Consider the following 21,554-nt stretch of genomic DNA (forward strand, 5'->3'; position numbering starts at 1 on the left):
ACTGTGTCATGTGTCCGGCGCGCCGGCGGGGGGAGTTGACGGAAATCGGTCACCGGATCGCAACCTGGGGGGTCTGTTGCGACCTGTCATGGTCGGGCCACAATCTACGCGCGTTGTCGACCCCTTGCCGAGGAGACCGAGAGATGCCGTTCGACCGCCGGAAGTTCCTGAAGCAGTCCGCCGTCACCGGGGCGGGCGTGGCGATCGCGGGCGGGGCGGGAGCCCCGGCGGCGGAGGCTGCCGAGGCCGCCGGTGGCCGCCACGGGCACTCCGGGAAGCGGTACGCGCTGACCGTGATGGGGACCACCGACCTGCACGGCCACGTCTTCAACTGGGACTACTTCAAGAACGCGGACTACAAGGACGCGGCGGGCAACGCCCAGGGCCTGGCCCGGGTCTCGACGCTGGTGAACCAGGTCCGTGAGGAGAAGGGCCGCGGCAACACCCTGCTGCTGGACGCGGGCGACACCATCCAGGGCACCCCGCTGACGTACTACTACGCCAAGGTGGATCCGATCACCGCCGAGGGCGGCCCGGTGCACCCGATGGCGAAGGCGATGAACGCGATCGGGTACGACGCGGCGGCGCTCGGCAACCACGAGTTCAACTACGGCATCGAGACGCTGCGCCGCTTCGAGGACCAGCTCGACTTCCCGCTGCTGGGCGCGAACGCGGTGGACGCCAAGACGCTGAGGCCGGCGTTCGCGCCGTACTTCATGAAGCGGTTCCATGTGCCGGGCGCGCCGCCGGTGAAGGTCGCGGTGCTGGGGCTCACCAACCCCGGCATCGCCATCTGGGACAAGGCGTTCGTGCAGGGCAAGCTGGCCTTCGAGGGGCTTGAGGAGCAGGCCGCGAAGTGGGTGCCGAAGCTGCGCTCGATGGGCGCGGACATCGTGGTGGTCTCGGCGCACTCGGGCACCTCGGGCACCTCGTCCTACGGTGACCAGGTGCCGTACGTGGAGAACGCGGCGGCGAACGTGGCCCGGCAGGTGCCGGGGATCGACGCGATCCTGGTCGGGCACGCGCACCAGGAGATCCCGGAGCTGCGGGTCGTCAACGAGAAGTCGGGGAAGACGGTCGTGCTGTCGGAGCCGCTGTGCTTCGCGGAGCGGCTGACCCTGTTCGACTTCGAGCTGGTCTTCAGCCGGGGCCGCTGGCAGGTGGAGTCGGTGAAGGCGTCGCTCAGGGACTCGCGGACGGTGGCGGACGACCCGAAGATCACCAAGCTGCTCTCCAAGGAGCACGCGAAGGTGGTGGCATACGTCAACCAGGTGGTGGGCCGGGCGACCGAGACGCTGACCACGGTGGAGGCGCGGTACAAGGACGCCCCGATCATCGACCTGATCACCAAAGTGCAGGAGGACGTGGTCAAGGCCGCGCTGGCGGGCACCGAGTACGCCTCGCTGCCGGTGCTGGCGCAGGCGTCGCCGTTCTCCCGGACGAGCGAGATCCCGGCCGGCGATGTGACCATCCGGGACCTGTCGGGTCTGTACGTGTACGACAACACGCTGGTGGCGAAGCTGCTGACGGGCGCGCAGGTGCGGGCGTACCTGGAGTTCTCGGCGCAGTACTACGTGCAGACCGCGCCGGGCGCGCCGGTGGACGTGGACAAGCTGACGAACGCGGCCGACCGCCCCGACTACAACTACGACTACGTGTCGGGGCTGTCGTACGACATCGACATCGCGCAGCCCGCCGGGTCGCGGATCAAGAACCTGACCTTCGGCGGGGCTCCGCTGGACGACGCGGCCCGGTTCGTGTTCGCGGTGAACAACTACCGGGCCAACGGCGGCGGCGCGTTCCCGTATGTCGCGGCGGCGAAGGAGCTGTGGTCGGAGTCGACGGAGATCCGGACCCGGATCGCGGAGTGGGTGACCGCGAAGGGTGTGCTGGACCCGAAGGACTTCGCGTCGGTGGACTGGAGGCTGACGCGGAACGGGACGCCGGTGTTCTAGTACGCCGGTCCGGGTGGAGCCCCGGTGGCGGCACGGGCCCGGTCGGCCGTGCCCTCGCCGGGGCTTCGGCGTTGCGGGTGCAGGCCGAAGGTGGTGAAGGCGGTCCGGGTGGGGAGTGGGTACTGCTCCTTGCCGGTCAGGGAGTTGAGGATGGTGGCGCTGCGCCAGGCGGCGAGTCCGAGGTCGGGGGCGCCGACGCCGTGGGTGTGGAGTTCGGCGTTCTGGACGTGGACGCGGCCGCTGACGGCGGGGTCGAGGACGAGCCGGAACTCGTCGTCGATCCGGGGGCGTCCGGCGCTGTCGCGGCGCAGGTGGGGGTCGAGTCCGGCGAGGAGGCCGTCGAGGGGGCGCATGCGGTAGCCGGTGGCGAGGACGACGGCGTCGGTGGCGAGGCGGGTGCGGCTGCCCTGGTCGAGGTGTTCCAGGTGGAGTTCGACCTGTCCGGTGCCGAGGCGGCCCGCGGTGCGGACCTGGACGCCGGGGGTGAGGACGGCGTCGGGCCAGCCGCCGTCGAGGGTGCGCCGGTACAGCTCGTCGTGGATGGCGGCGAGGGTCCCGGCGTCGACGCCCTTGTGGAGCTGCCACTGGGCGGCGACGAGCCGGTCGCGGACGGGCTCGGCGAGGGCGTGGAAGTAGCGGGTGTGGTCGGGGGTGAAGTGTTCCAGGCCGAGCTTGGAGTACTCCATGGGTGCGAAGGCGGCCGTGCGGCCGATCCAGTGCAGGTGTTCGCGTCCGGCGGGGCGGTGGCGGAGCAGGTCGAGGAAGACCTCGGCGCCGGACTGGCCGGAGCCGACGACGGTGACGTGCCCGGCGGCGAGCAGCGCCTCGCGGTGGGCGAGGTAGTCGGCGGCGTGCAGGACGGGGACGCCGGGGGCGGCGGCGAGGGGGCGCAGTGGTTCGGGCACGTGGGGGGCGCTGCCGATGCCGAGGACGATGTTGCGGGTGCGGGTGCGGCCGAGGGCCTCGGCGTGGCCGTCGGCGTCGAGCCGGGTGAAGTCGACCTCGAACACGTCGCGTTCGGGGTTCCAGCGGACGGCGTCGACCTGGTGGCGGAAGCGGAGTCCGGGGAGCTGGCCGGCGACCCAGCGGCAGTAGGCGTCGTACTCGGCGCGCTGGATGTGGAAGTGCTCGGCGAAGTAGAAGGGGAAGAGCCGGTCGCGGGTGCGGAGCCAGTTGAGGAAGCTCCATGGGCTGGTGGGGTCGGCGAGGGTCACCAGGTCGGCCAGGAAGGGGACTTGGAGGGTGGCGCCGTCGATGAGGAGTCCGGGGTGCCAGTCGAAGCCGGGGCGCTGTTCGTAGAAGACGGCGTCGAGTTCGGCCAGCGGAGCGGCGAGGGCGGCCAGGGAGAGGTTGCAGGGGCCGATGCCGATGCCGACGAGGTCGCGGGGGGACTCGGGCTCCTGGTGTGGGGGGTTGGTCGGGTGGCTCATGCGGGGGTGTGTCCTTCGGCGAGTTTCAGGAGGTGGGCCAGGTCGTCGGGCCCGGTGTGGGGGTTGAGGAGGGTGGCCTTGAGCCAGAGGCGGCCGTCGGCGCGGGCCCGGCCGAGGACGGCGTGGCCCTCGTGCAGCAGGGTGCGGCGGGCGGCGGCCACGGCGTCGTCGCTCGCGTGGGCGGGCCGGAACAGCACGGTGGCGAGGGTGGGCCGGTCGTACAGTTCGAGGCCGGGGTGTGCCTCGACGCGGTCGGCGAAGTCGCGGGCGAGGGTGAGGACTTGGTCGATGAGGTCGGCGAGGCCGGTGCGGCCGAGGGTGCGCAGGGTGACCGCGGCCTTCAGGATGTCGGGTCGGCGGGTGGTGCGGGTGGAGCGGCCGAGGAGGTCGGGGAGGCCGGCCTCGGTGTCGTCGCCCGCGTTGAGGTAGTCGGCGCGCTGGTGGAGGGCGTCGAGTTCGTCTGCGTCGGCCACGGCGAGGAAGCCGGTGGCGACGGGCTGCCAGCCGAGTTTGTGCAGGTCCAGGGCGACGGTGTGGGCGGCGTCGAGGCCGCTGAGCAGGGCGCGGTGGCGGTCGCTGAGGGCGAGGCAGCCGCCGTAGGCCGCGTCGATGTGCAGCCGGACGCCGTGGGCGGCGCAGCGGGCGGCGATCTCGGGCAGCGGGTCGATGAGCCCGGCGTCGGTGGTGCCCGCGGTGGCGGCGACGAGGAGGGGGCCGGTCAGCTCGGTGAGGGCGGCGTCCAGCGCGGCGGGGTCCAGGGTGCCGTTGGGTGCGGGCAGGACGACGGGGTCGGGCAGGCCGAGCAGCCAGGCGGCGCGGGGCAGGGAGTGGTGGGCGGCGGCCGAGCAGACCAGCCGGACGTGGGCGCCGTGGGCCTCGCGGGCGAGCAGCAGGGCGAGCTGGTTGGCCTCGGTGCCGCCGGTGGTGACCACGGCGTCCGCGAGGCCGATGCGGGCGGCCAGAGCGCCGGTGACGCGGGCTTCGAGGGCGGAGGCGGCGGGTGCCTGGTCCCAGGAGTCCAGTGAGGGGTTGAGCGCGCTGACGGCGAGGTCGGCGGCGGTGGCGACGGCGAGCGGCGGGCAGTGCAGGTGGGCGGCGCAGAGCGGGTCGGCGGGGTCGGCGGCGCCTGCGGCGAGGGCGTGCGTGAGGGCGCGCAGGGCGTCGGGGTCGCCGTGTTCGGGGAGTACGTCGCCGAGGGCGTCGGTGACGCGGGCGGCGACGGCGTCGGGCCCGCCCGCGGGGAGCGGGCCGCCGCGGGCGGCGGCGCCGGTGGTGAGGGCGTCGAGGACGGTGTCCAGGAGCGGGCGCAGGGCGTCCGGGCCGTGGGGTCCTGAGGCGAGGGGCGGAATGCTCATGGGCTCTCCTGCGGGGCGGGGACGCGCACCGGCGCTCTGGTTCGGGAGCCGGGTGTCCGCGCTGCACAACGAGCGGGAGCGGGAAATGGGTACTGCCGTACGGGGAAAACGCGTTGGAGCGGCGTCCGGGCGGCACTACCGTCGCCGGGATGTGCGAGACGTGGACGGTGGAGCTGCCGGGTGAGCGGGTGCTGCTGCGCGAGCCGGGTCCGGCCGACGAGGCGGCGCTGCTGCGGCTGTTCGAGGAGTGCGAGGACTGGTTCACGGCGGCGACCGGTCTGCCGTCGGCGCCGGGCGATGTGCAGAGCCTGTACTACGCGCTGCCCGAGGGCGCGGACCCCGATGCCAAGGTGCTGCTCCTGGTGGGGCCGGGGTCTGGGGCGGGCGGTGGCGGAGTCGCTGCTCGCGCGGGGCGCCTCCCGTGTCACGGCGACGGTGCCGGCCGGGTGGACGGCGGGTGAGCGTTTCCTAGCAGGGCTCGGTTTCGCCCTGGAGGCGCCGGACGGCGTGCTGCGCCGGGCGGAGTGGCTGAGGGGGTCCTGAGCCACACCGCCCGGCGCCGAGAAGCTACTCCCCGCGCACCCGCAACGCCCGTGCCAGGTCGTCGAGCTCGTCGGCGAGCCTGCGCCGCAGGGCCGGCACCGGGTCGGCGTCGCGCAGGCACGCCTCGCCGAGCGCCAGGTTCTCGGCGTCGACGGCGTGGTGCGGGAAGGCCCAGGCGCCGGCGGCGGTGGCGATGGCGGGCCCGCGCCGGGCGGACACCGCGACCGCCTCGTCGTAGTAGCGGGGTACGTACTCGGCGACGAGGTCGGCCTGTTCGGGCTGCCAGAAGCCCTGGGCGGTGGCCTTGAACAGGTAGTTGGAGAGGTCGTCGGTGGCGAACATCGCCTCCCAGGCCCGCCGCTTGGCCTCCGGGTCGGGCAGCGCGGCGCGGCAGCGGGCGGCGCCTTCCTGGCCGTTGGCGGAGGGGTCGCGCTCCAGTTCGGCGGCGATGGCGGCCTCGTCGGTGGCGCCGAGCACGGCGAGCCGGCCGAGGACGCGCCAGCGCAGCTCGGGGTCGAGTTCGGGCCCGCCGGGCACGGTGCCGTCGGCCAGCCAGGCCGCGATGGTGTCGGGGTGCGCGGCGAAGTCGATGAAGTGCCGTACGGCGACCAGGCGCAGACCGGGGTTGTCACCGTCCTCGGTGCGGCGCAGCAGGTCGCGGCAGAGGGAGCGCAGGGTGGCGAGGGCGGCGGGCCGCTCCTCGGGGGTGAGGTAGCGGTCGGCGATGTGGGCGCCGGCGAAGGCCAGGACGCCCTGGACGAGGGCGAGGTCGGTCTCCAGCGGCAGGTGGGCGCGGGCGGTCTCCAGGTAGGCGGCGGGCGGGAGTTCGCCGTCGCGGACCGCGTCGCGCAGGGCGTTCCAGACGACGGCGCGGGTGAGCGGGTCGGGCAGGCCGGAGAGGCTGGTGCGCAGGGTCTCGAAGGACTCGGGGTCGAAGCGGACCTTGGCGTAGGTGAGGTCGCCGTCGTTGAGGAGGAGCAGCGCGGGCCGCTTGCCGAGCGGCTGGGGCGCGGTCTGCGGGACGTCGAGGCCGACGCGTTCGCGCAGGGTCAGGCGGCCCTCCTCGGTGAGGTCGTGGTCGTAGACGCCGGCGGTGACGCGGTGCGGGCGGCTGCCGTCGTGCTCGACGGTCAGGGTGCGCTCGCCGTCGGTGGTGGTGAGGCGGGGGGTGAGCTTGTCGACGCCGGTGGTGCGCAGCCAGGCGTCGGCCCAGGCGGGGACGTCGCGTTCGGTGGCGGAGGCGAGGGAGTCGATGAAGTCGGCGAGGGTGGCGTTGCCGAACCTGTGCCGTTCGAAGTGGACGTTGATGCCGGCCAGGAAGTCCTTCTCGCCGAGCCAGGCGACGAGTTGGCGCAGCGCGGAGGCGCCCTTGGCGTAGGAGATGCCGTCGAAGTTGAGCAGGGCGGCGGCGGTGTCGTCGACGGACTCGGGGGCGACGGGGTGGGTGGAGGGGCGCTGGTCGGCGTCGTAGCCCCAGGACTTGCGGGTGACGCCGAACTCCACCCAGGGCTGGGTGAAGCGGGTGGCCTCCAGGGTGGTCTGGTAGCCCATGTACTCGGCGAAGGACTCGTTCAGCCAGATGTCGTCCCACCACTTGAGGGTGACGAGGTCGCCGAACCACATGTGGGCCATCTCGTGCGCGATGACCATGGCGCGGGTCTGCCGCTCGGTGTCGGTGACGGCGGAGCGGAAGACGAACTCGTCGCGGAAGGTGACGAGTCCGGGGTTCTCCATGGCGCCGGCGTTGAACTCGGGGACGAACGCCTGGTCGTAGGAGTCGAAGGGGTAGGGCTCCTCGAACTTCTCGTGGTACCGGTCGTACAGGGCGCGGGTGATGTCCAGGAGTTCGTCGGCGTCGGCGTCGAGGTGGGGGGCGAGCGAGCGGCGGCAGTGGATACCGAAGGGCAGGCCGCGGTGCTCGGTGCGTACGGAGTGCCAGGGGCCGGCGGCGACGGCGACGAGGTAGGTGGAGATCAGCGGGGTGGTGGCGGCGCGCCAGCGGCCCTCGCCGAGGTGCTCGGTGACGCCGTTGGCGAGCACCTGCCAGCCCTCGGGGGCGGTGACGCTCACGTCGAAGACGGACTTGAGGTCGGGCTGGTCGAAGGCGGCGAAGACGCGCTGGACGTCGTCGAGGAAGAGCTGGGTGTAGACGTAGGTCTCGCCGTCGGTGGGGTCGGTGAAGCGGTGCATGCCCTCGCCGGTGCGGGAGTAGCGCATGACCGCGTCGACGGTGAGTTCGTGCTCGCCCGCGGTGAGGTTCTTCAGCGGCAGCCGGTTGCCGTCGAGGGTTTCGGTGTCCAGGGGCTGTCCGTCGAGGGTGACGGCGCGCAGCTCGGCGGGCTTCAGCTCGACGAAGGTGTCCCCGTCCGTGCGCGCGGTGAACCGGACCGCGGTACGGGAGCCGAAGGTCTCGTCACCACGTGTGAGGTCGAGATCGACGGTGTAGTGGTGGACGTCGAGGAACTCTGCTCGGGCTTGCGCTTCGTCGCGCGTCAGTACGGACATGGGGGCCATGCTGCCCGATCGCCCCCGGCGGCGGACAGGGGCGGTTCGGTACACGGCTTATGTCCGGCCCCGCGGGCCCGCGCCGGTCCCGCGCCGGGCGTACGCGGGTCAGGGTCGGGTGTGGGCGGTGTCCTCGGCGATGCGCTCGTGGTGCCGGATCACCTCGGCGACGATGAAGTTCAGGAACTTCTCGGCGAAGGCGGGGTCGAGGCGGGCGTCCTCGGCGAGGCTGCGCAGCCGCTCGATCTGCCGGCTCTCGCGGGCGGGGTCGGCGGGCGGCAGGTGGTGGCGGGCCTTGAGGCGGCCGACCTGCTGGGTGGCCTTGAAGCGTTCGGCCAGCATGTGGACGACGGCCGCGTCGATGTTGTCGATGCTGGCCCGCAGCCGCTCCAGTTCCTCGCGGGCCTCGGGGTCGACGTCACCGGTGCCGGTGTTGCTGATGGTCATGGGGGTCAACCCTACGGGGCGCGGGGCGGTCGCGGTGGCGGTGGGCGGTTCTACAGTGGGAGGGGGTGTTCCGGACGACCTTCGGGGGTGCGGGCGTGGTGGCAGGCGGACCGGTGGAACACGGCTTCCCGCACCTTCACACGGTGCGGTCGGCGGTCACGGCGCTGTACCGGCGGCTGTCGGAGGACGGTCTGCGGACCTTCGCGGCGAGCGTGGCCCCGGCCGACGTGGCGTTCGGCGACGACGACGATCTGCATCTGGGCGCGCAGCGGGTGGCGCGGGAGCTGGTGCGGCACTTCCGGCTGCCGGACGCGCGGCTGATCGTCTGCTTCCGGGAGATGACGCACGCGGCCGATGTGGAACTCGCGGCGGGCCCGGAGTACTTCGTGGAGCTGAACGACCGTTTCCGCACCCACCGGCGGGACATCGGCGCGGCCCTCGCGCACGAGGTGGCCCATGTGTATCTGCACCGGCTGGGCCTGGAGTTCCCGACGACCGCCGAGAACGAGATCCTCACCGACACGGTGACCACGTATCTCGGCGCGGGCTGGCTGCTGCTGGACGCCTACCGGGAGCACGGCGAGGCGTCGCAGAAGCTGGGCTATCTCACCCCGGAGGAGTTCGGCTACGTCCTGGCGAAGCGGGCGGCGGTGTTCGGGGAGGACCCGGCGGTGTGGTTCACCAGCCCGCAGGCGTACACGGCGTATGTCGCGGGCCGGGACCGGGCGCGGGCGGACGAGCGGAGCGCGCCGCTGAGCGGGGCGGGCTGGGCGGCCCGCCGCCGGTACGCCCACGACCGGCGGGACACGGCCCGGCACGGCACCGCCGGCCATGGCACCGGCGGGCCCCGTCCGGATTCCCCCTACGCGTTCACCCCGGACGGGGCGGGGCTGAAGGTGTCGTTCCCCTGCCCGGTGTGCCACCAGCGCATCCGGGTGCCGGTGCAGGGCCGGGTCAGGGCCCGCTGCGGGCTGTGCCGGACGGTGCTGGAGTGCGACACCTAGCGGGGGCCGGGCCGGGTCAGCCGGGGAGGCGCTCCAGCAGCCAGGTGCCGAGTTCCTCGGTGACCGCCGTGTGCGCGGTGGTCGTGGAGGACCAGATGAAGTCGTCGGCCTCGCTCTCGTCCGGGTCGACGTCCTCCACGTTCACGTAGAGGTCCTTCTGCTGGTCCAGGTCGCGGAGGGCGACCGCGCTGACCGTGGGCACGAAGCAGATCTCCTCGTGCCGCAGATCGACCTGCGCGCCGGCCTTCCTCAGGGCGTCGGCGAGGATGCCGTAGGAGCGCAGGGTGCCGCCGGGGGCGCCGTCCAGCTCGGGGAGGTCGCCGGTGGTGATCGTCTTCTCGGACGCGGGGAAGCGGCGCTTCAGCTCGGCGACGGTGACCTCGCGGCCCTGCGCCTGGGCGGAGAAGACGGTGCCGGGGTAGACCCGCTCCGACTTCAGCACCGTCTCGCCGGGCGGGACGGCGATGCCGGTGCCGTCACCGCGGCCGTTGGCGAGGGCCAGGACGCGCGGGAGGCGCGGCCAGCCGCCGACGTCGGCCAGGCGCTGGAGGAAGTCGCGGCGCTCGGGGGCGATGCCGTTCTGGCCGGTCATCGCGTCGTGGTGCCGCCAGAGCATCTGACGGGCGGCGGGGCTGTTCATCTGCCGGGCGAAGTCGTTGGGCACCGGGATGAAGTGCGCGAACGCCTGGAGGCCGAGGGGGATGTAGGCGCCGCGGTGCGGGGTGTCGTAGGAGAAGGAGACGGCGGTCTGGTGGTCCATGCGCTCGTGCTCCATCCTGGCGAGCGCGTAGCGGGTGACCAGGCCGCCCATGCTGAAGCCGCCCACCGTGAGGGGGCTGGAGCCGAGCCGTTCGGCGATGGTCCGCAGCACGGCCTCGGTGACCGTCCGGGCGTTGTCGAGCACGGAGGCGCTGCGCTCGTCGAAGCCGACCAGGATGACGTCGCAACCCCGACGGCGCAGCTCGGTCAGGAGGGGGAAGTCGCCGTCGAGGCCCGCGTAGAGCCAGGCGAGGTCGCTCTTGCCGAGGTTGAAGCCGTCGGCCATGAGCACCGGGCGGACGATGCCCTGGTTGCGCTCGCCGTAGTGGACGTGGGCGAAGCCGCCGCGGAACGTCCACTTCTCGTCGGGCTCGGGGGCGGTGTACCCGGCCGGGGGCGCGCTGGCCAGCGGGCCGGTGAGGGTGAACTCCCCGACGCCGCACTCCGCCTGCTCGATCTGCTCGATCTGCTCGATCTGCTCGGTCAAGGCCGGCTCCTTCCGGACCCGCGCACGGCGCAGCGGCCCGTCAAGTGCGGGCCGGGTGACTGCGGTTGGCGCGGCGCTCCGGGCCATCCTCAGCGCGCCCCCGACCTGCGGGAACATGCCGCGCCGAGGGGTTCATCCGCACGAGTGCGGAGCGGGCGGGGTGGTGACGCGGCGTCGGGAAATCGGTTGATCACAGCCGGGGGCGCGGCCATCCTGCGATGATCCGATATTTTGTTCGCCGCCGTCCCCACCGGCTCCCCTCCGCACCCCCTTCCCCGATTTCCCCGAAGGAGCCGGCCGTGACCGCCGAGTCCGCCGTGACCACCTGCTTCCGTCATCCCAGGGTGGAGTCGCACGTCCGCTGCACCCGCTGCGACCGCTACATCTGCCCGGACTGCATGCGGGAGGCGTCGGTCGGCCACCAGTGCGTGGAGTGCGTCCAGGAGGGCGCCCGCTCGGTACGGCAGGCGCGGACCGCGTTCGGCGGCCGGATCAGTACGTTTCCGCTGGTCACCTGGGTGCTGGTGGCGCTGAACGTGCTCGCCTACCTCGTGGAGCTGGCCCGGCCCTCGGTGGTGGACCGGTTCGGGATGCTGGGCGCGGGGCTGGTCGGCCCGGACGGCGGCCACTACCTGTGGCAGTACCCGTACGACTCGGTGCTGACCCCGGAGGGGGTGGTGGGCGGGCAGTGGGAGCGGCTGCTGACCGGCGCGTTCCTGCACCTGCCGCCGGACGACGGGATCGGCGTGGTGCACATCGTGCTGAACATGGTGGCGCTGGTGAACGTCGGCCGGGTGGTGGAGACCCAGCTCGGCCGGGCCCGCTATCTCGCGCTGTATCTGCTCTCGGCGCTCGGCGGCTCGGTCCTGGTCCTGCTGATCGCGCCGGACGTGCCGACGGTGGGCGCCTCGGGCGCGGTGTTCGGCCTGGGCGCCGCGTACTGGGTGATGGGACGGCGGCTCGGCTACGACATGCGGTCGGTCAACCAGTACATGACCGGCCTGCTGATCTGGCTGGTGGTCTCGGCCTTCGCGACCTCCTGGCAGGGCCACCTCGGCGGCCTGCTCGCGGGCGCCGTCGTCACCCTGGCCTTCGCCTACGCCCCGCGCGGCGAGCGCCGCGCCCTGATCCAGTGGGCGGCGTGCGCGGGGTTGCTGGTCCTGCTGCTGGTCCTGGCGGCGGTGAAGGTGGCCACGCTGACCAGCGGCACCTACTGACAAGGCGGCGGCGCCTGCCCGGGCGTCCGGTCGGGGACTGTCGGGCAGGCGCCGTCTGATGTTCCGTACGCCGTTGTACGGCACACCGGGTGTGAGGGTGTCAGACCGCCAGGGCGCGGTCGGTGGGGCGGATCGGGGCGGGCAGGTCGCTGGCCCCGGTGAGGTGGCGGTCCACGCCGCGGGCTGCGGAGCGGCCCTCGGCGATGGCCCACACGATCAGGGACTGGCCCCGGCCCGCGTCACCGGCCACGAACACACCGGGCACGTTGGTCTGGAAGTCGGCGTCGCGGGCGATGTTGCCCCGCTCGTCCAGCTCCAGGCCGAACTGGTCGACCAGGCCGTTCTCCCGGTCGGTGCCGGTGAAGCCCATGGCCAGGGTGACCAGTTGGGCCGGGATCTTCCGCTCGCTGCCCGGCTTGGGGGTCAGCTTGCCGTCGATGAACTCGACCTCGGTCAGGTGCAGCGCCTGGACGTTGCCGTCCTCGTCGCCCTCGAAGTGGGTGGTGGAGACGGCGTAGACCCGCTCGCCGCCCTCCTCGTGGGCGCTGGTGACCTTGTACAGCATGGGGAAGGTGGGCCAGGGCTGGTTCAGCGGGTGCCGCGCGTCGTTCGGGCGGGGCATGATCTCCAACTGGGTGACGGAGGCCGCGCCCTGGCGGTGGGCGGTGCCCACGCAGTCGGCGCCGGTGTCACCGCCGCCGATGACCACGACATGCTTGCCCTCGGCCGAGATCGGCGGGGCCACGAAGTCGCCCTCCTGGACCTTGTTGGACAGCGGCAGGTACTCCATCGCCTGGTAGATGCCGGTCAACTCCCGCCCGGGGACGGGGAGATCACGGGCCGTGGTGGAGCCGGCCGCGATGACGACCGCGTCGTACCGCTTCTTCAGGTCGCCGGCCTTGAGGTCGCGGCCGATCTCCACGCCGGTGCGGAACCGGGTGCCCTCCGCGCGCATCTGCTCGATACGGCGGTTGATGTGCCGCTTCTCCATCTTGAACTCGGGGATGCCGTACCGCAGCAGGCCGCCGACGCGGTCGGCGCGCTCGTAGACGGCGACCGTGTGGCCGGCGCGGGTGAGCTGCTGGGCGGCGGCCAGTCCGGCCGGTCCGGAGCCGATCACCGCGACCGTCTTGCCGGACAGCCGCTCGGGGATGCGCGGGGCCACGTCCCCGGTCTCCCACGCCTGGTCGATGATGGAGACCTCGACGTTCTTGATGGTCACCGGCTGCTGGTTGATGCCCAGCACACAGGCCGACTCACAGGGCGCGGGGCACAGCCGCCCGGTGAACTCGGGGAAGTTGTTGGTCGCGTGCAGCCGCTCGGAGGCGGCCGCCCAGTCCTGCCGGTAGGCGTAGTCGTTCCACTCCGGGATCAGGTTCCCGAGCGGACAGCCGTTGTGGCAGAAGGGGATGCCGCAGTCCATGCACCGGCTGGCCTGCTTGCCGATGATCGGCAGCAGGGCGCCGGGGACGTAGACCTCGTTCCAGTCCTTGACGCGCTCGTCGACGGGACGGGTCCGGGCGACCTCGCGGCCGTGGTTCAGAAAGCCCTTGGGATCAGCCATTGGTCGCCGCCTCCATCATCTTCTCGGTGATCTCGGTCTCGGAGAGACCGGCTCGCTCGGCGGCGTCCTTGGCGGCGAGCACTGCCTTGTACGTGCTGGGGATGATCCTGCTGAAGCGCTCGACGGACCGGTCCCAGTCCGCGAGCAGCTTGGCCGCGACCGTGGACCCGGTCTCCTCGGCATGGCGGCGCACCACATCGTGCAGCCAGGTCCGGTCGGCGTCGTCCAGCGGCTCGACCGCGTTCGCGTTGCCCGCGTTCATGTTGTCCGGGTCGAGGTCGATGACGTACGCGATGCCGCCGGACATGCCCGCCGCGAAGTTGCGGCCGGTCGGGCCGAGGACGACCGCGTGACCGCCGGTCATGTACTCGCAGCCGTGGTCGCCGACGCCCTCGGAGACCACCAGGGCCCCGGAGTTGCGGACGCAGAACCGCTCGCCGGTACGGCCGCGCAGGAACAGCTCGCCGCCGGTGGCGCCGTAGCCGATGGTGTTGCCCGCGATGGTGGAGTACTCGGCGAGGTGGTCGGCCGCCCGGTCGGGGCGGACCACGATCCGGCCGCCGGAGAGGCCCTTGCCGACGTAGTCGTTGGCGTCGCCCTCCAGACGGAGGGTGACCCCGCGCGGCAGGAAGGCGCCGAAGGACTGGCCGGCCGAGCCGGTGAAGGTGATGTCGATGGTGTCGTCGGGCAGGCCCGCGCCGCCGAACTTCCGCGTCACCTCGTGGCCGAGCATGGTGCCGACCGTGCGGTTGATGTTGCGGATGGCGACCTGGGCGCGCACCGGGTGCGCCTCGGTGGCGTCGGTGGCGGCCAGCGCGTCGGCGGCGAGCCTGATCAGCTCGTTGTCGAGCGCCTTCTCCAGCCCGTGGTCCTGGGAGACCACCTGGTGGCGGGCCGCGCCCTCGGCCAGCTCGGGCACGTGGAACAGCGGCTCCAGGTCCAGGCCCTGGGCCTTCCAGTGGTCGACCGCGCGCTCCACGTCGAGCACCTCGGCGTGGCCGACGGCCTCCTCGATGGAGCGGAAGCCCAGCTCGGCGAGGAGTTCGCGGACCTCTTCGGCGATGAACCGGAAGAAGTTGACGATGTACTCGGCCTTGCCCTCGAAGCGCTCGCGCAGCACGGGGTTCTGGGTGGCGATGCCGACCGGACAGGTGTCCAGGTGGCAGACGCGCATCATCACGCAGCCGGAGACCACCAGGGGCGCGGTGGCGAAGCCGAACTCCTCGGCGCCCAGCAGCGCGGCGATGACCACGTCCCGGCCGGTCTTGAGCTGGCCGTCGGTCTGGACGACGATCCGGTCGCGCAGCCCGTTGAGCAGCAGGGTCTGCTGGGTCTCGGCGAGGCCCAGCTCCCAGGGGCCGCCCGCGTGCTTGAGCGAGGTGAGCGGGGAGGCGCCGGTGCCGCCGTCGTGGCCGGAGACCAGCACCACGTCGGCGTGCGCCTTGGACACCCCGGCCGCGACCGTGCCGACGCCGACCTCGGAGACCAGCTTCACGTGGATGCGGGCCGAGGGGTTGGCGTTCTTCAGGTCGTGGATGAGCTGGGCGAGGTCCTCGATGGAGTAGATGTCGTGGTGCGGCGGCGGCGAGATCAGGCCGACGCCGGGCGTGGAGTGCCGGGTCTTGGCCACCCACGGGTACACCTTGTGGCCGGGGAGCTGGCCGCCCTCGCCGGGCTTGGCGCCCTGGGCCATCTTGATCTGGATGTCGTCGGCGTTGACCAGGTACTCGGAGGTCACGCCGAAGCGGCCGGAGGCGACCTGCTTGATGGCGCTGCGCCGGGCCGGGTCGTACAGCCGCTCGGGGTCCTCGCCGCCCTCACCGGTGTTGGACTTGCCGCCCAACTGGTTCATGGCGATGGCGAGGGTCTCGTGCGCCTCCTGGGAGATGGAGCCGTACGACATGGCGCCGGTGGAGAAGCGCTTGACGATCTCGGAGACCGGCTCGACCTCGTCCACCGGGACGGGGGCGCGGCCGGAGTCGAAGCCGAACAGGCCGCGCAGCGTCATCAGGCGCTCGGACTGCTCGTTCACCCGGTCGGTGTACTTCTTGAAGATGTCGAAGCGGCCGGAGCGGGTGGAGTGCTGGAGGCGGAAGACCGTCTCGGGGTCGAACAGGTGCGGCTCGCCCTCGCGGCGCCACTGGTACTCGCCGCCGATGTCGAGCGTGCGGTGCGCGGGCGCGATGCCGCTGGCCGGGTACGCCTTGGCGTGCCGGGCGGCGACCTCCTTCGCGATGACGTCGATGCCGACGCCGCCGATCTTGGTGGTGGTGCCGTCGAAGTACTTCTCCACGAAGGCGTCGTCCAGGCCGACGGCCTCGAAGACCTGTGCGCCCCGGTAGGAGGCGACGGTGGAGATGCCCATCTTGGACATCACCTTCAGCACGCCCTTGCCGAGGGCGTGGATGAGGTTGCGGATGGCCGCTTCCGGCTCCATGCCGGGCAGGAAGGTGCCCGCGCGGACCAGGTCCTCGACGGACTCCATCGCCAGGTAGGGGTTGACCGCGGCGGCGCCGTAGCCGATCAGCAGGGCGACGTGGTGGACCTCGCGGACGTCACCGGCCTCGACCAGCAGGCCCACGTGGGTGCGCTGCTTGGTGCGGATGAGGTGGTGGTGGACGGCCGCGGTGAGCAGCAGCGACGGGATCGGGGCGTGCTCGGCGTCGGAGTGCCGGTCGGAGAGCACGATCAGCCGGGCGCCGTTGTCGATGGCGGCGTCCGCCTCGGCGCAGATCTCCTCGATGCGGGCGGCGAGCGACTCGCCGCCGCCGGAGACCCGGTACAGGCCGGAGAGGGTGGCGGCCTTGAAGCCGGGCATGTCGCCGTCGGCGTTGATGTGGATGAGCTTGGCCAGCTCGTCGTTGTCGATCACCGGGAAGGGCAGCACGACGGAACGGCAGGAGGCCGCGGTGGGATCGAGCAGGTTGCCCTGGGGGCCCAGCGAGGAGCGCAGCGAGGTGACGAGTTCCTCGCGGATGGCGTCCAGCGGCGGGTTGGTGACCTGGGCGAAGAGCTGGGTGAAGTAGTCGAAGAGCAGCCGGGGGCGCTCGGAGAGGGCCGCGATGGGGCTGTCGGTGCCCATGGAGCCGATGGGCTCGGCGCCGGCCTTGGCCATCGGGGCGAGGATGACGCGCAGCTCTTCCTCGGTGTAGCCGAAGGTCTGCTGGCGGCGGGTGACGGAGGCGTGGGTGTGCACGATGTGCTCGCGCTCGGGCAGGTCGCTCAGCTCGATCTCGCCGGCCTCCAGCCACTCGGCGTAGGGCTGCTCGGTGGCGAGGGACGCCTTGATCTCGTCGTCCTCGATGATGCGGCGCTCGGCGGTGTCCACCAGGAACATGCGGCCGGGCTGGAGGCGGCCCTTGCGGACGACCTTGGCGGGGTCGATGTCGAGGACGCCGACCTCGGAGCCGAGGACGACCAGGCCGTCGTCGGTGACCCAGTAGCGGCCGGGGCGCAGGCCGTTGCGGTCGAGGACGGCGCCGACCTGGGTGCCGTCGGTGAAGGTGACGCAGGCGGGGCCGTCCCAGGGCTCCATCATCGTGGAGTGGAACTGGTAGAAGGCGCGGCGGTCGGCGTCCTTCACGTTCATGGTGGCGTGGTTCTCCCACGCCTCCGGGATCATCATCAGCACCGCGTGCGGCAGCGAGCGCCCGCCGAGGTGGAGCAGTTCCAGCACTTCGTCGAAGGACGCCGAGTCGGAGGCGTCCGGCGTGCAGACCGGGAAGGTGCGCGCGAGGTTGTCGTCGGTGCCGAAGAGGTCCGAGGCGAGCTGGGACTCGCGGGCGCGCATCCAGTTGCGGTTGCCCTTGACGGTGTTGATCTCGCCGTTGTGGGCGACGAAGCGGTACGGGTGCGCCAGCGGCCACGACGGGAAGGTGTTCGTGGAGAAGCGGGAGTGCACCAGCGCGATCGCGGAGGCGAACCGGCGGTCGGACAGGTCCGGGAAGAAGGGTTCGAGCTGGCCGGTGGTCAGCATGCCCTTGTAGACGATCGTCCGGGCGGACAGGGACGGGAAGTAGACCCCGGCCTCCCGCTCGGCGCGCTTGCGCACCACGAACGCCTTGCGGTCCAGAGCGATGCCCTCGCTGACCCCGTCGGAGACGAAGAGCTGGCGGAAGGCCGGCATGGTCGAGCGGGCGGTCGCGCCGAGCAGTTCGGGGGCGACGGGGACCTCGCGCCAGCCGAGGACGGTGAGGCCCTCCTCGGCGGCGATCGTCTCGATACGTGAGACGACCTCGGGGGTGCCGTCCTCGGGCAGGAAGGCGATGCCGACGGCGTAGGAACCCGCGGCCGGGAGGTCGAATCCGGCCACCTCGCGGAAGAACGCGTCGGGCACCTGGGAGAGGATGCCGGCGCCGTCCCCGGAGTCGGGCTCGGAGCCGGTCGCGCCGCGGTGTTCGAGATTGCGCAGTACGGTCAGCGCCTGCTCGACCAGCGCGTGGCTCGCCTCACCGGTGAGGGTGGCCACGAAGCCGACGCCGCAGGCGTCGTGCTCGTCGCGGGGGTCGTACATGCCCTGCGCGGCAGGGCGGGCATCCATGAAGGACCAGGCTCGGTCGGTCACGGAATGCGGGGACGGCTGGCGCGTCGTACGCATCGGCTCTCCCGTCGTCGTCAGTGGCGTGTGGCAGGTGCCGAGGGACGACGCTGGCCCTCTGCTGGTGCAAAATTTCGTGCAGGTTACATGATGGAACGCTTGCCGGGAACCGGATACTCCGTTCCACCATGCGGACGCCACAGGGGGCGCGGCGGGGTGCCGTGGGGTACGGCGGACGCCGCTCCGGGCGGCGGGAACAGCGGGGTGTCACTGCGTTTCGAGCGGGGTTCTGCGACTGGGCCAGACGGGTGGTGACCGGTCGGACCCAGGGGGCGGAAGAGGCGTCGTCGCCCGTCCCGCGAGTGCACCGCGAGCGCCGTTGCCCGCAGTGCTTACGGCTCATGCCCGACGGTCAAGCGTGCGAAACCCGCGAGTAACAATTATTTATGCGGGCCCCGGCATATGTCCAGGGTCTCTCAGCTCACAGCGGTGTCGAACAGGGTGCCGAGCGCGAAGGTGACACCCGCGGCCGCGCCACCGAGCGCGAGCTGGCGCAGGCCGCTGAACCACCAACTGCGGGCGGTCACCCGCGCCACCACCGCGCCGCAGCCGAAGAGTCCGGCGAGCGCCAGCAGAACGGCGGGCCACAGCGCGGTCGCGCCCAGCAGGTACGGCAGCACCGGCAGCAGGGCGCCCAGCGCGAAGGAGCCGAAGGAGGAGACGGCGGCGGTCAGCGGGGAGGGCAGGTCGTCGGGGTCGACGCCCAGCTCTTCGCGGGCGTGTATCTCCAGGGCCTGCTCGGGGTCCTTGGAGAGCTGCCGGGCCACCTCGCGGGCGAGGTCGGGCTCCACACCGCGGGAGGCGTACAGCGCGGCCAGCTCCTCCTCCTCGGCCTGCGGGTGCCTGCGCAGCTCACGGCGCTCGACGTCCAGCTCGGCCTGGACGAGTTCGGCCTGCGAGGCGACCGAGGTGTACTCGCCGGCCGCCATCGAGAAGGCACCGGCCGCCAGCCCGGCGAGGCCGGTGATCACAATGGTCTGGTGGCCCACCGAGCCGCCCGCCACACCGGTCGTCAGCGCGAGGTTGGAGACCAGGCCGTCCATCGCGCCGAACACGGCGGGCCGCAGCCAGCCGCCGTTGACGTCGCGGTGCGTGTGGTTGTCGCGGTGCGCCTCGTGCGGCGCGGCCCCGGTCTCGATGACGGCCATGAGGACCCCCGATAAGCTGAGCCAAAGCTAACTTTGGACTGATTCTATTTTTCGAACGCCTTCCAATCTACGATGATCAGCGCTTCGCCGCCAGCAAGGCGAGGCTGCGCTAACCCCGGTGTCCGCGCAGCTCAGGCACCCGTGGCGGGGATTTCCCGGTACCGAGCGGGTGATGGCGGCGGCCGGGAGGCTAGGGCGCCGCCCCTCGGGTGGGACACATCCGCAAAAGGCCACGCGGTCCACGCGGTCCACGCGGTCCTGGCGAAGGAGGGTCCCGCCCATGGCATCGAACGCACCCGCTTCCCCACTGCCCGCCCCCGCCGGACCCGGACTCGGCGAGCGGGCCCGCGGCGCGCTGCTCGGCCTGGCCGTGGGCGACGCGCTGGGCGCCCCCGCCGAGAACCTGAAGCCCTCCGAGATCCGCGCCCGCTGGGGCCGCATCACCGGGTACGTCACCGACCGGCCGTGCGGCACGGACGACACCGAGTACGCGATCTTCTCCGGGCTGCTGCTCGCCCGGCACGGCTCCGCGCTCACCCCGGCCCATGTCGAGGCGGCCTGGCACCAGTGGATCGCCGACCGGGCGGAGGGGCCCTTCCGGGGCGCGGGGTTCAGCGAGCGGGGCACGCTGGAGAACCTGCGCCGGGGGCTGGCGGCGCCCATCTCGGCCCAGCACCGGCACGCCTGGAGCGACGGGCTGGCGATGCGGGCGGCGCCGTTCGGGGTGTTCGCGGCGGGGCGGCCCTCGGAGGCGGCCCGGCTGGTGGCGATCGACGGCTCGGTCAGTCACGAGGGCGAGGGCATCTACGGCGGCCAGGCGGTCGCGGCCGGGGTGGCCGCCGCCATGGCGGGCGCGGAACCGGCCGTGGTGATCGCCGCCGCCCTCGCCGTCGTACCGGACGACTCCTGGACCGCCCGCTCGCTGCGCCGGGCGGTCGCGGTCGCGCACCGGGGCGAGCGCGCGGTCCGTACGGCGGTGGTGATCGGCGGCTATCCGTGGACCGACCTGGCCCCCGAGGCGGTCGCCCTGGCCTTCGGCGCGTACGCGGCGGCCGACGGGGACTTCCGGGAAGCGGTGCTGACGGCCGTCAACATGGGCCGGGACGCCGACACTACGGCGGCGGTCGCGGGCGCCCTGGCCGGGGCGACCAACGGGGTGGCCGCCATCCCCGGTATGTGGGCCGCCGCCATTGGTCCGGCGCGCGGCAGGTGCCTGCCCGCCATGTCGGGCCACCATATTCTCGACGTGGCCGAGCTGCTGACCCCGGAGGAGGGCGGTAAGTGGGGCGAGGGGGTGGTGCCGCCGGACCTGCTGCCGGAGGGACTGCGGCCGGTCGTTGAGCCCCCGCTCACCCTGGTGGGCGGCGTCGTGGAGACGCCGTTCCCCCGCGCGGCGGCCGTGCGGAACACCGGGACCGAGGACCGGTCGTGACCCGGCGGATCGAGGGACTGCTGCTGGGGCTCGCCGCCGGGGACGCGGCGGGCTGGCCCGCCGCCCGGCACCGGGCCGCCCGGATGCCGGAGTGGACGCGGCGGCTGACGCGCGAGCTGGACACCTTCGCCGAGCAGAACGCCACCACCACCCTGCCGGTGCCCATCGCGCTGAACCAGCCCCCCGAGCCGCTGCGCCTCGGCCCCTCCGACGACGCCGAGTGGGCGGCGTTCGCGGCGGAGGCCGTACTGCGGGCCGGGGACGACGTCCTGGGCGACCTCAGCCGGGACCGCCGGATACGCGCCGCCATCGACCTGACCTGGACCGCCGTGGCCTCCGAGGTCGCCGCGGCGGCCGAACGCGCGCCGGAGATCGAGTCGGCCGTACTCCCCCTGCGTGCCCGCATCTCGGTCCGCGCCGGCCTCGGCAACCTCGCCGCCGGGCTGCGCCCGCCCGCCACCGGCCACGACAACCCGCACTACTTCGACGACGCGGCCTGCGTACGCGCCTGCGTGCTGGCCGTGGCCCACCCCGGCGACCCGGCACGCGCCGCCGGCCTGGCGGAGTTCGACGCCCGCTACACCCAGGACGGCGACGGCGTGCACGGCGCGCGGGCGATGGCGGCGGCGCTGGCCACCGCCCTGTCCGGCGCGGGCGCGGACGCGTGTGTGGCGGCGGCGCTGGACGAGCTGCCCGAGGGCACCGAGATCGGCCGCAACGCCCGGCACGCGCTGGCCCTGGTGACCGCCACCGACACCGCGTTCGCCCTGGTCCCGCTGCTGGAGCACCAGATCGTGGACCACGTCTACAGCTACGGCGTCGCCGCCGCCGAGACCGTCCCGGTGGCGCTGGCGCTGACCCTCGCGGCGGCCGGGCGGCTCGCGGAGGCGGTACCGGCCGCCGCCTGCCTCTCCCGCGTCGCGGACTCCGCGCCCGCGCTCGCCGGCGCGCTCTGCGGGGCGCTGGGCGGCGGGGAGTGCGTGCCGGAGGCGTGGCGGCACTCCTGCCGGACCCTCTCCGGCTGCGTCCTGCCCCGGCTGACCGGCACCGATCTGGTGGAACTCGCCGGGCTGCTGGAAGCCGCCCAACGGACCCGGCCGGGGGGATGATG

General features: G+C 72.8%; 14 protein-coding genes. 6 read left to right on the plus strand and 8 right to left on the minus strand.

What is annotated here, in order from left to right; translation table 11 throughout:
• Window positions 1-143 precede the first annotated feature (143 nt).
• Complete coding sequence (locus ACZ3HQ_RS23155; RefSeq protein ID WP_467513668.1) at window positions 144-1,955, plus strand: bifunctional metallophosphatase/5'-nucleotidase; 1,812 nt, start codon at window positions 144-146, stop codon at window positions 1,953-1,955.
• Here ACZ3HQ_RS23155 and ACZ3HQ_RS23160 read toward each other — a convergent pair.
• Window positions 1,952-3,385 carry a lysine N(6)-hydroxylase/L-ornithine N(5)-oxygenase family protein gene (locus tag ACZ3HQ_RS23160; RefSeq protein ID WP_467513670.1) on the minus strand — a complete coding sequence of 478 codons (1,434 nt, stop codon included), beginning with the start codon at window positions 3,383-3,385 and terminating at the stop codon, window positions 1,952-1,954. The two genes, ACZ3HQ_RS23155 and ACZ3HQ_RS23160, sit on opposite strands and share 4 nt — an antisense overlap.
• A complete protein-coding gene (locus tag ACZ3HQ_RS23165; RefSeq protein WP_467513671.1) occupies window positions 3,382-4,740 on the minus strand; it encodes a pyridoxal phosphate-dependent decarboxylase family protein in 1,359 nt (452 codons plus the stop codon). Before ACZ3HQ_RS23165 ends, ACZ3HQ_RS23160 begins: the two co-directional genes overlap by 4 nt.
• A gap of 149 nt (window positions 4,741-4,889) precedes the next feature.
• Between ACZ3HQ_RS23165 and ACZ3HQ_RS23170 the strand changes: the two genes are divergently transcribed.
• A complete protein-coding gene (locus ACZ3HQ_RS23170; RefSeq protein WP_467513673.1) occupies window positions 4,890-5,201 on the plus strand; it encodes a hypothetical protein in 312 nt (103 codons plus the stop codon).
• A gap of 106 nt (window positions 5,202-5,307) precedes the next feature.
• Here ACZ3HQ_RS23170 and pepN read toward each other — a convergent pair whose 3' ends face one another.
• Both pepN and ACZ3HQ_RS23180 read right to left on the minus strand, forming a co-directional pair.
• Window positions 5,308-7,788, minus strand: a complete 2,481-nt coding sequence (pepN, locus tag ACZ3HQ_RS23175; protein ID WP_467513675.1) for an aminopeptidase N — start codon at window positions 7,786-7,788, stop codon at window positions 5,308-5,310.
• Between the two features lie 108 nt (window positions 7,789-7,896).
• The gene (locus tag ACZ3HQ_RS23180; protein ID WP_467513677.1) at window positions 7,897-8,235 is read right to left on the minus strand and encodes a chorismate mutase; all 339 of its coding nucleotides are present in this window, start codon (window positions 8,233-8,235) and stop codon (window positions 7,897-7,899) included.
• A gap of 95 nt (window positions 8,236-8,330) precedes the next feature.
• Between ACZ3HQ_RS23180 and ACZ3HQ_RS23185 the strand changes: the two genes are divergently transcribed.
• Window positions 8,331-9,239 carry a hypothetical protein gene (locus tag ACZ3HQ_RS23185; protein WP_467514169.1) on the plus strand — a complete coding sequence of 303 codons (909 nt, stop codon included), beginning with the start codon at window positions 8,331-8,333 and terminating at the stop codon, window positions 9,237-9,239.
• Between the two features lie 16 nt (window positions 9,240-9,255).
• Here the strand turns inward: ACZ3HQ_RS23185 and ACZ3HQ_RS23190 are convergent, their stop codons facing one another.
• Window positions 9,256-10,485 (minus strand): esterase/lipase family protein, encoded by a 1,230-nt coding sequence (locus tag ACZ3HQ_RS23190; protein WP_467513679.1) that lies wholly within the window; start codon window positions 10,483-10,485, stop codon window positions 9,256-9,258.
• A gap of 299 nt (window positions 10,486-10,784) precedes the next feature.
• On the opposite strand from ACZ3HQ_RS23190, the gene ACZ3HQ_RS23195 reads away from it, so the two are divergent.
• A complete protein-coding gene (locus tag ACZ3HQ_RS23195) occupies window positions 10,785-11,702 on the plus strand; it encodes a rhomboid family intramembrane serine protease (RefSeq protein ID WP_467513681.1) in 918 nt (305 codons plus the stop codon).
• A 100-nt stretch (window positions 11,703-11,802) separates the two neighbouring features.
• On the opposite strand, the gene ACZ3HQ_RS23200 is transcribed toward ACZ3HQ_RS23195, so the two are convergent.
• The 3 genes from ACZ3HQ_RS23200 to ACZ3HQ_RS23210 all read right to left on the minus strand — a co-directional run bounded on the left by ACZ3HQ_RS23200 (window position 11,803) and on the right by ACZ3HQ_RS23210 (window position 19,011).
• Entirely contained in the window at window positions 11,803-13,266 is a 1,464-nt protein-coding gene (locus tag ACZ3HQ_RS23200; RefSeq protein ID WP_467513683.1) for a glutamate synthase subunit beta, read from the minus strand.
• Window positions 13,259-17,863: a glutamate synthase large subunit gene (gene gltB, locus ACZ3HQ_RS23205; RefSeq protein WP_467513685.1), complete on the minus strand. Its 4,605-nt coding sequence runs from the start codon at window positions 17,861-17,863 to the stop codon at window positions 13,259-13,261. Before gltB ends, ACZ3HQ_RS23200 begins: the two co-directional genes overlap by 8 nt.
• Before the next feature lie 416 nt (window positions 17,864-18,279).
• Window positions 18,280-19,011 (minus strand): VIT1/CCC1 transporter family protein, encoded by a 732-nt coding sequence (locus ACZ3HQ_RS23210; protein WP_467513687.1) that lies wholly within the window; start codon window positions 19,009-19,011, stop codon window positions 18,280-18,282.
• A 280-nt stretch (window positions 19,012-19,291) separates the two neighbouring features.
• On the opposite strand from ACZ3HQ_RS23210, the gene ACZ3HQ_RS23215 reads away from it, so the two are divergent.
• Both ACZ3HQ_RS23215 and ACZ3HQ_RS23220 read left to right on the plus strand, forming a co-directional pair.
• A complete protein-coding gene (locus ACZ3HQ_RS23215) occupies window positions 19,292-20,443 on the plus strand; it encodes an ADP-ribosylglycohydrolase family protein (protein WP_467513689.1) in 1,152 nt (383 codons plus the stop codon).
• Window positions 20,440-21,552 carry an ADP-ribosylglycohydrolase family protein gene (locus ACZ3HQ_RS23220; RefSeq protein ID WP_467513690.1) on the plus strand — a complete coding sequence of 371 codons (1,113 nt, stop codon included), beginning with the start codon at window positions 20,440-20,442 and terminating at the stop codon, window positions 21,550-21,552. The genes ACZ3HQ_RS23215 and ACZ3HQ_RS23220 overlap by 4 nt, the downstream gene beginning before the upstream one ends.
• Window positions 21,553-21,554 lie beyond the last annotated feature (2 nt).

Source organism: Streptomyces sp. NPDC018263, from assembly GCF_055562575.1.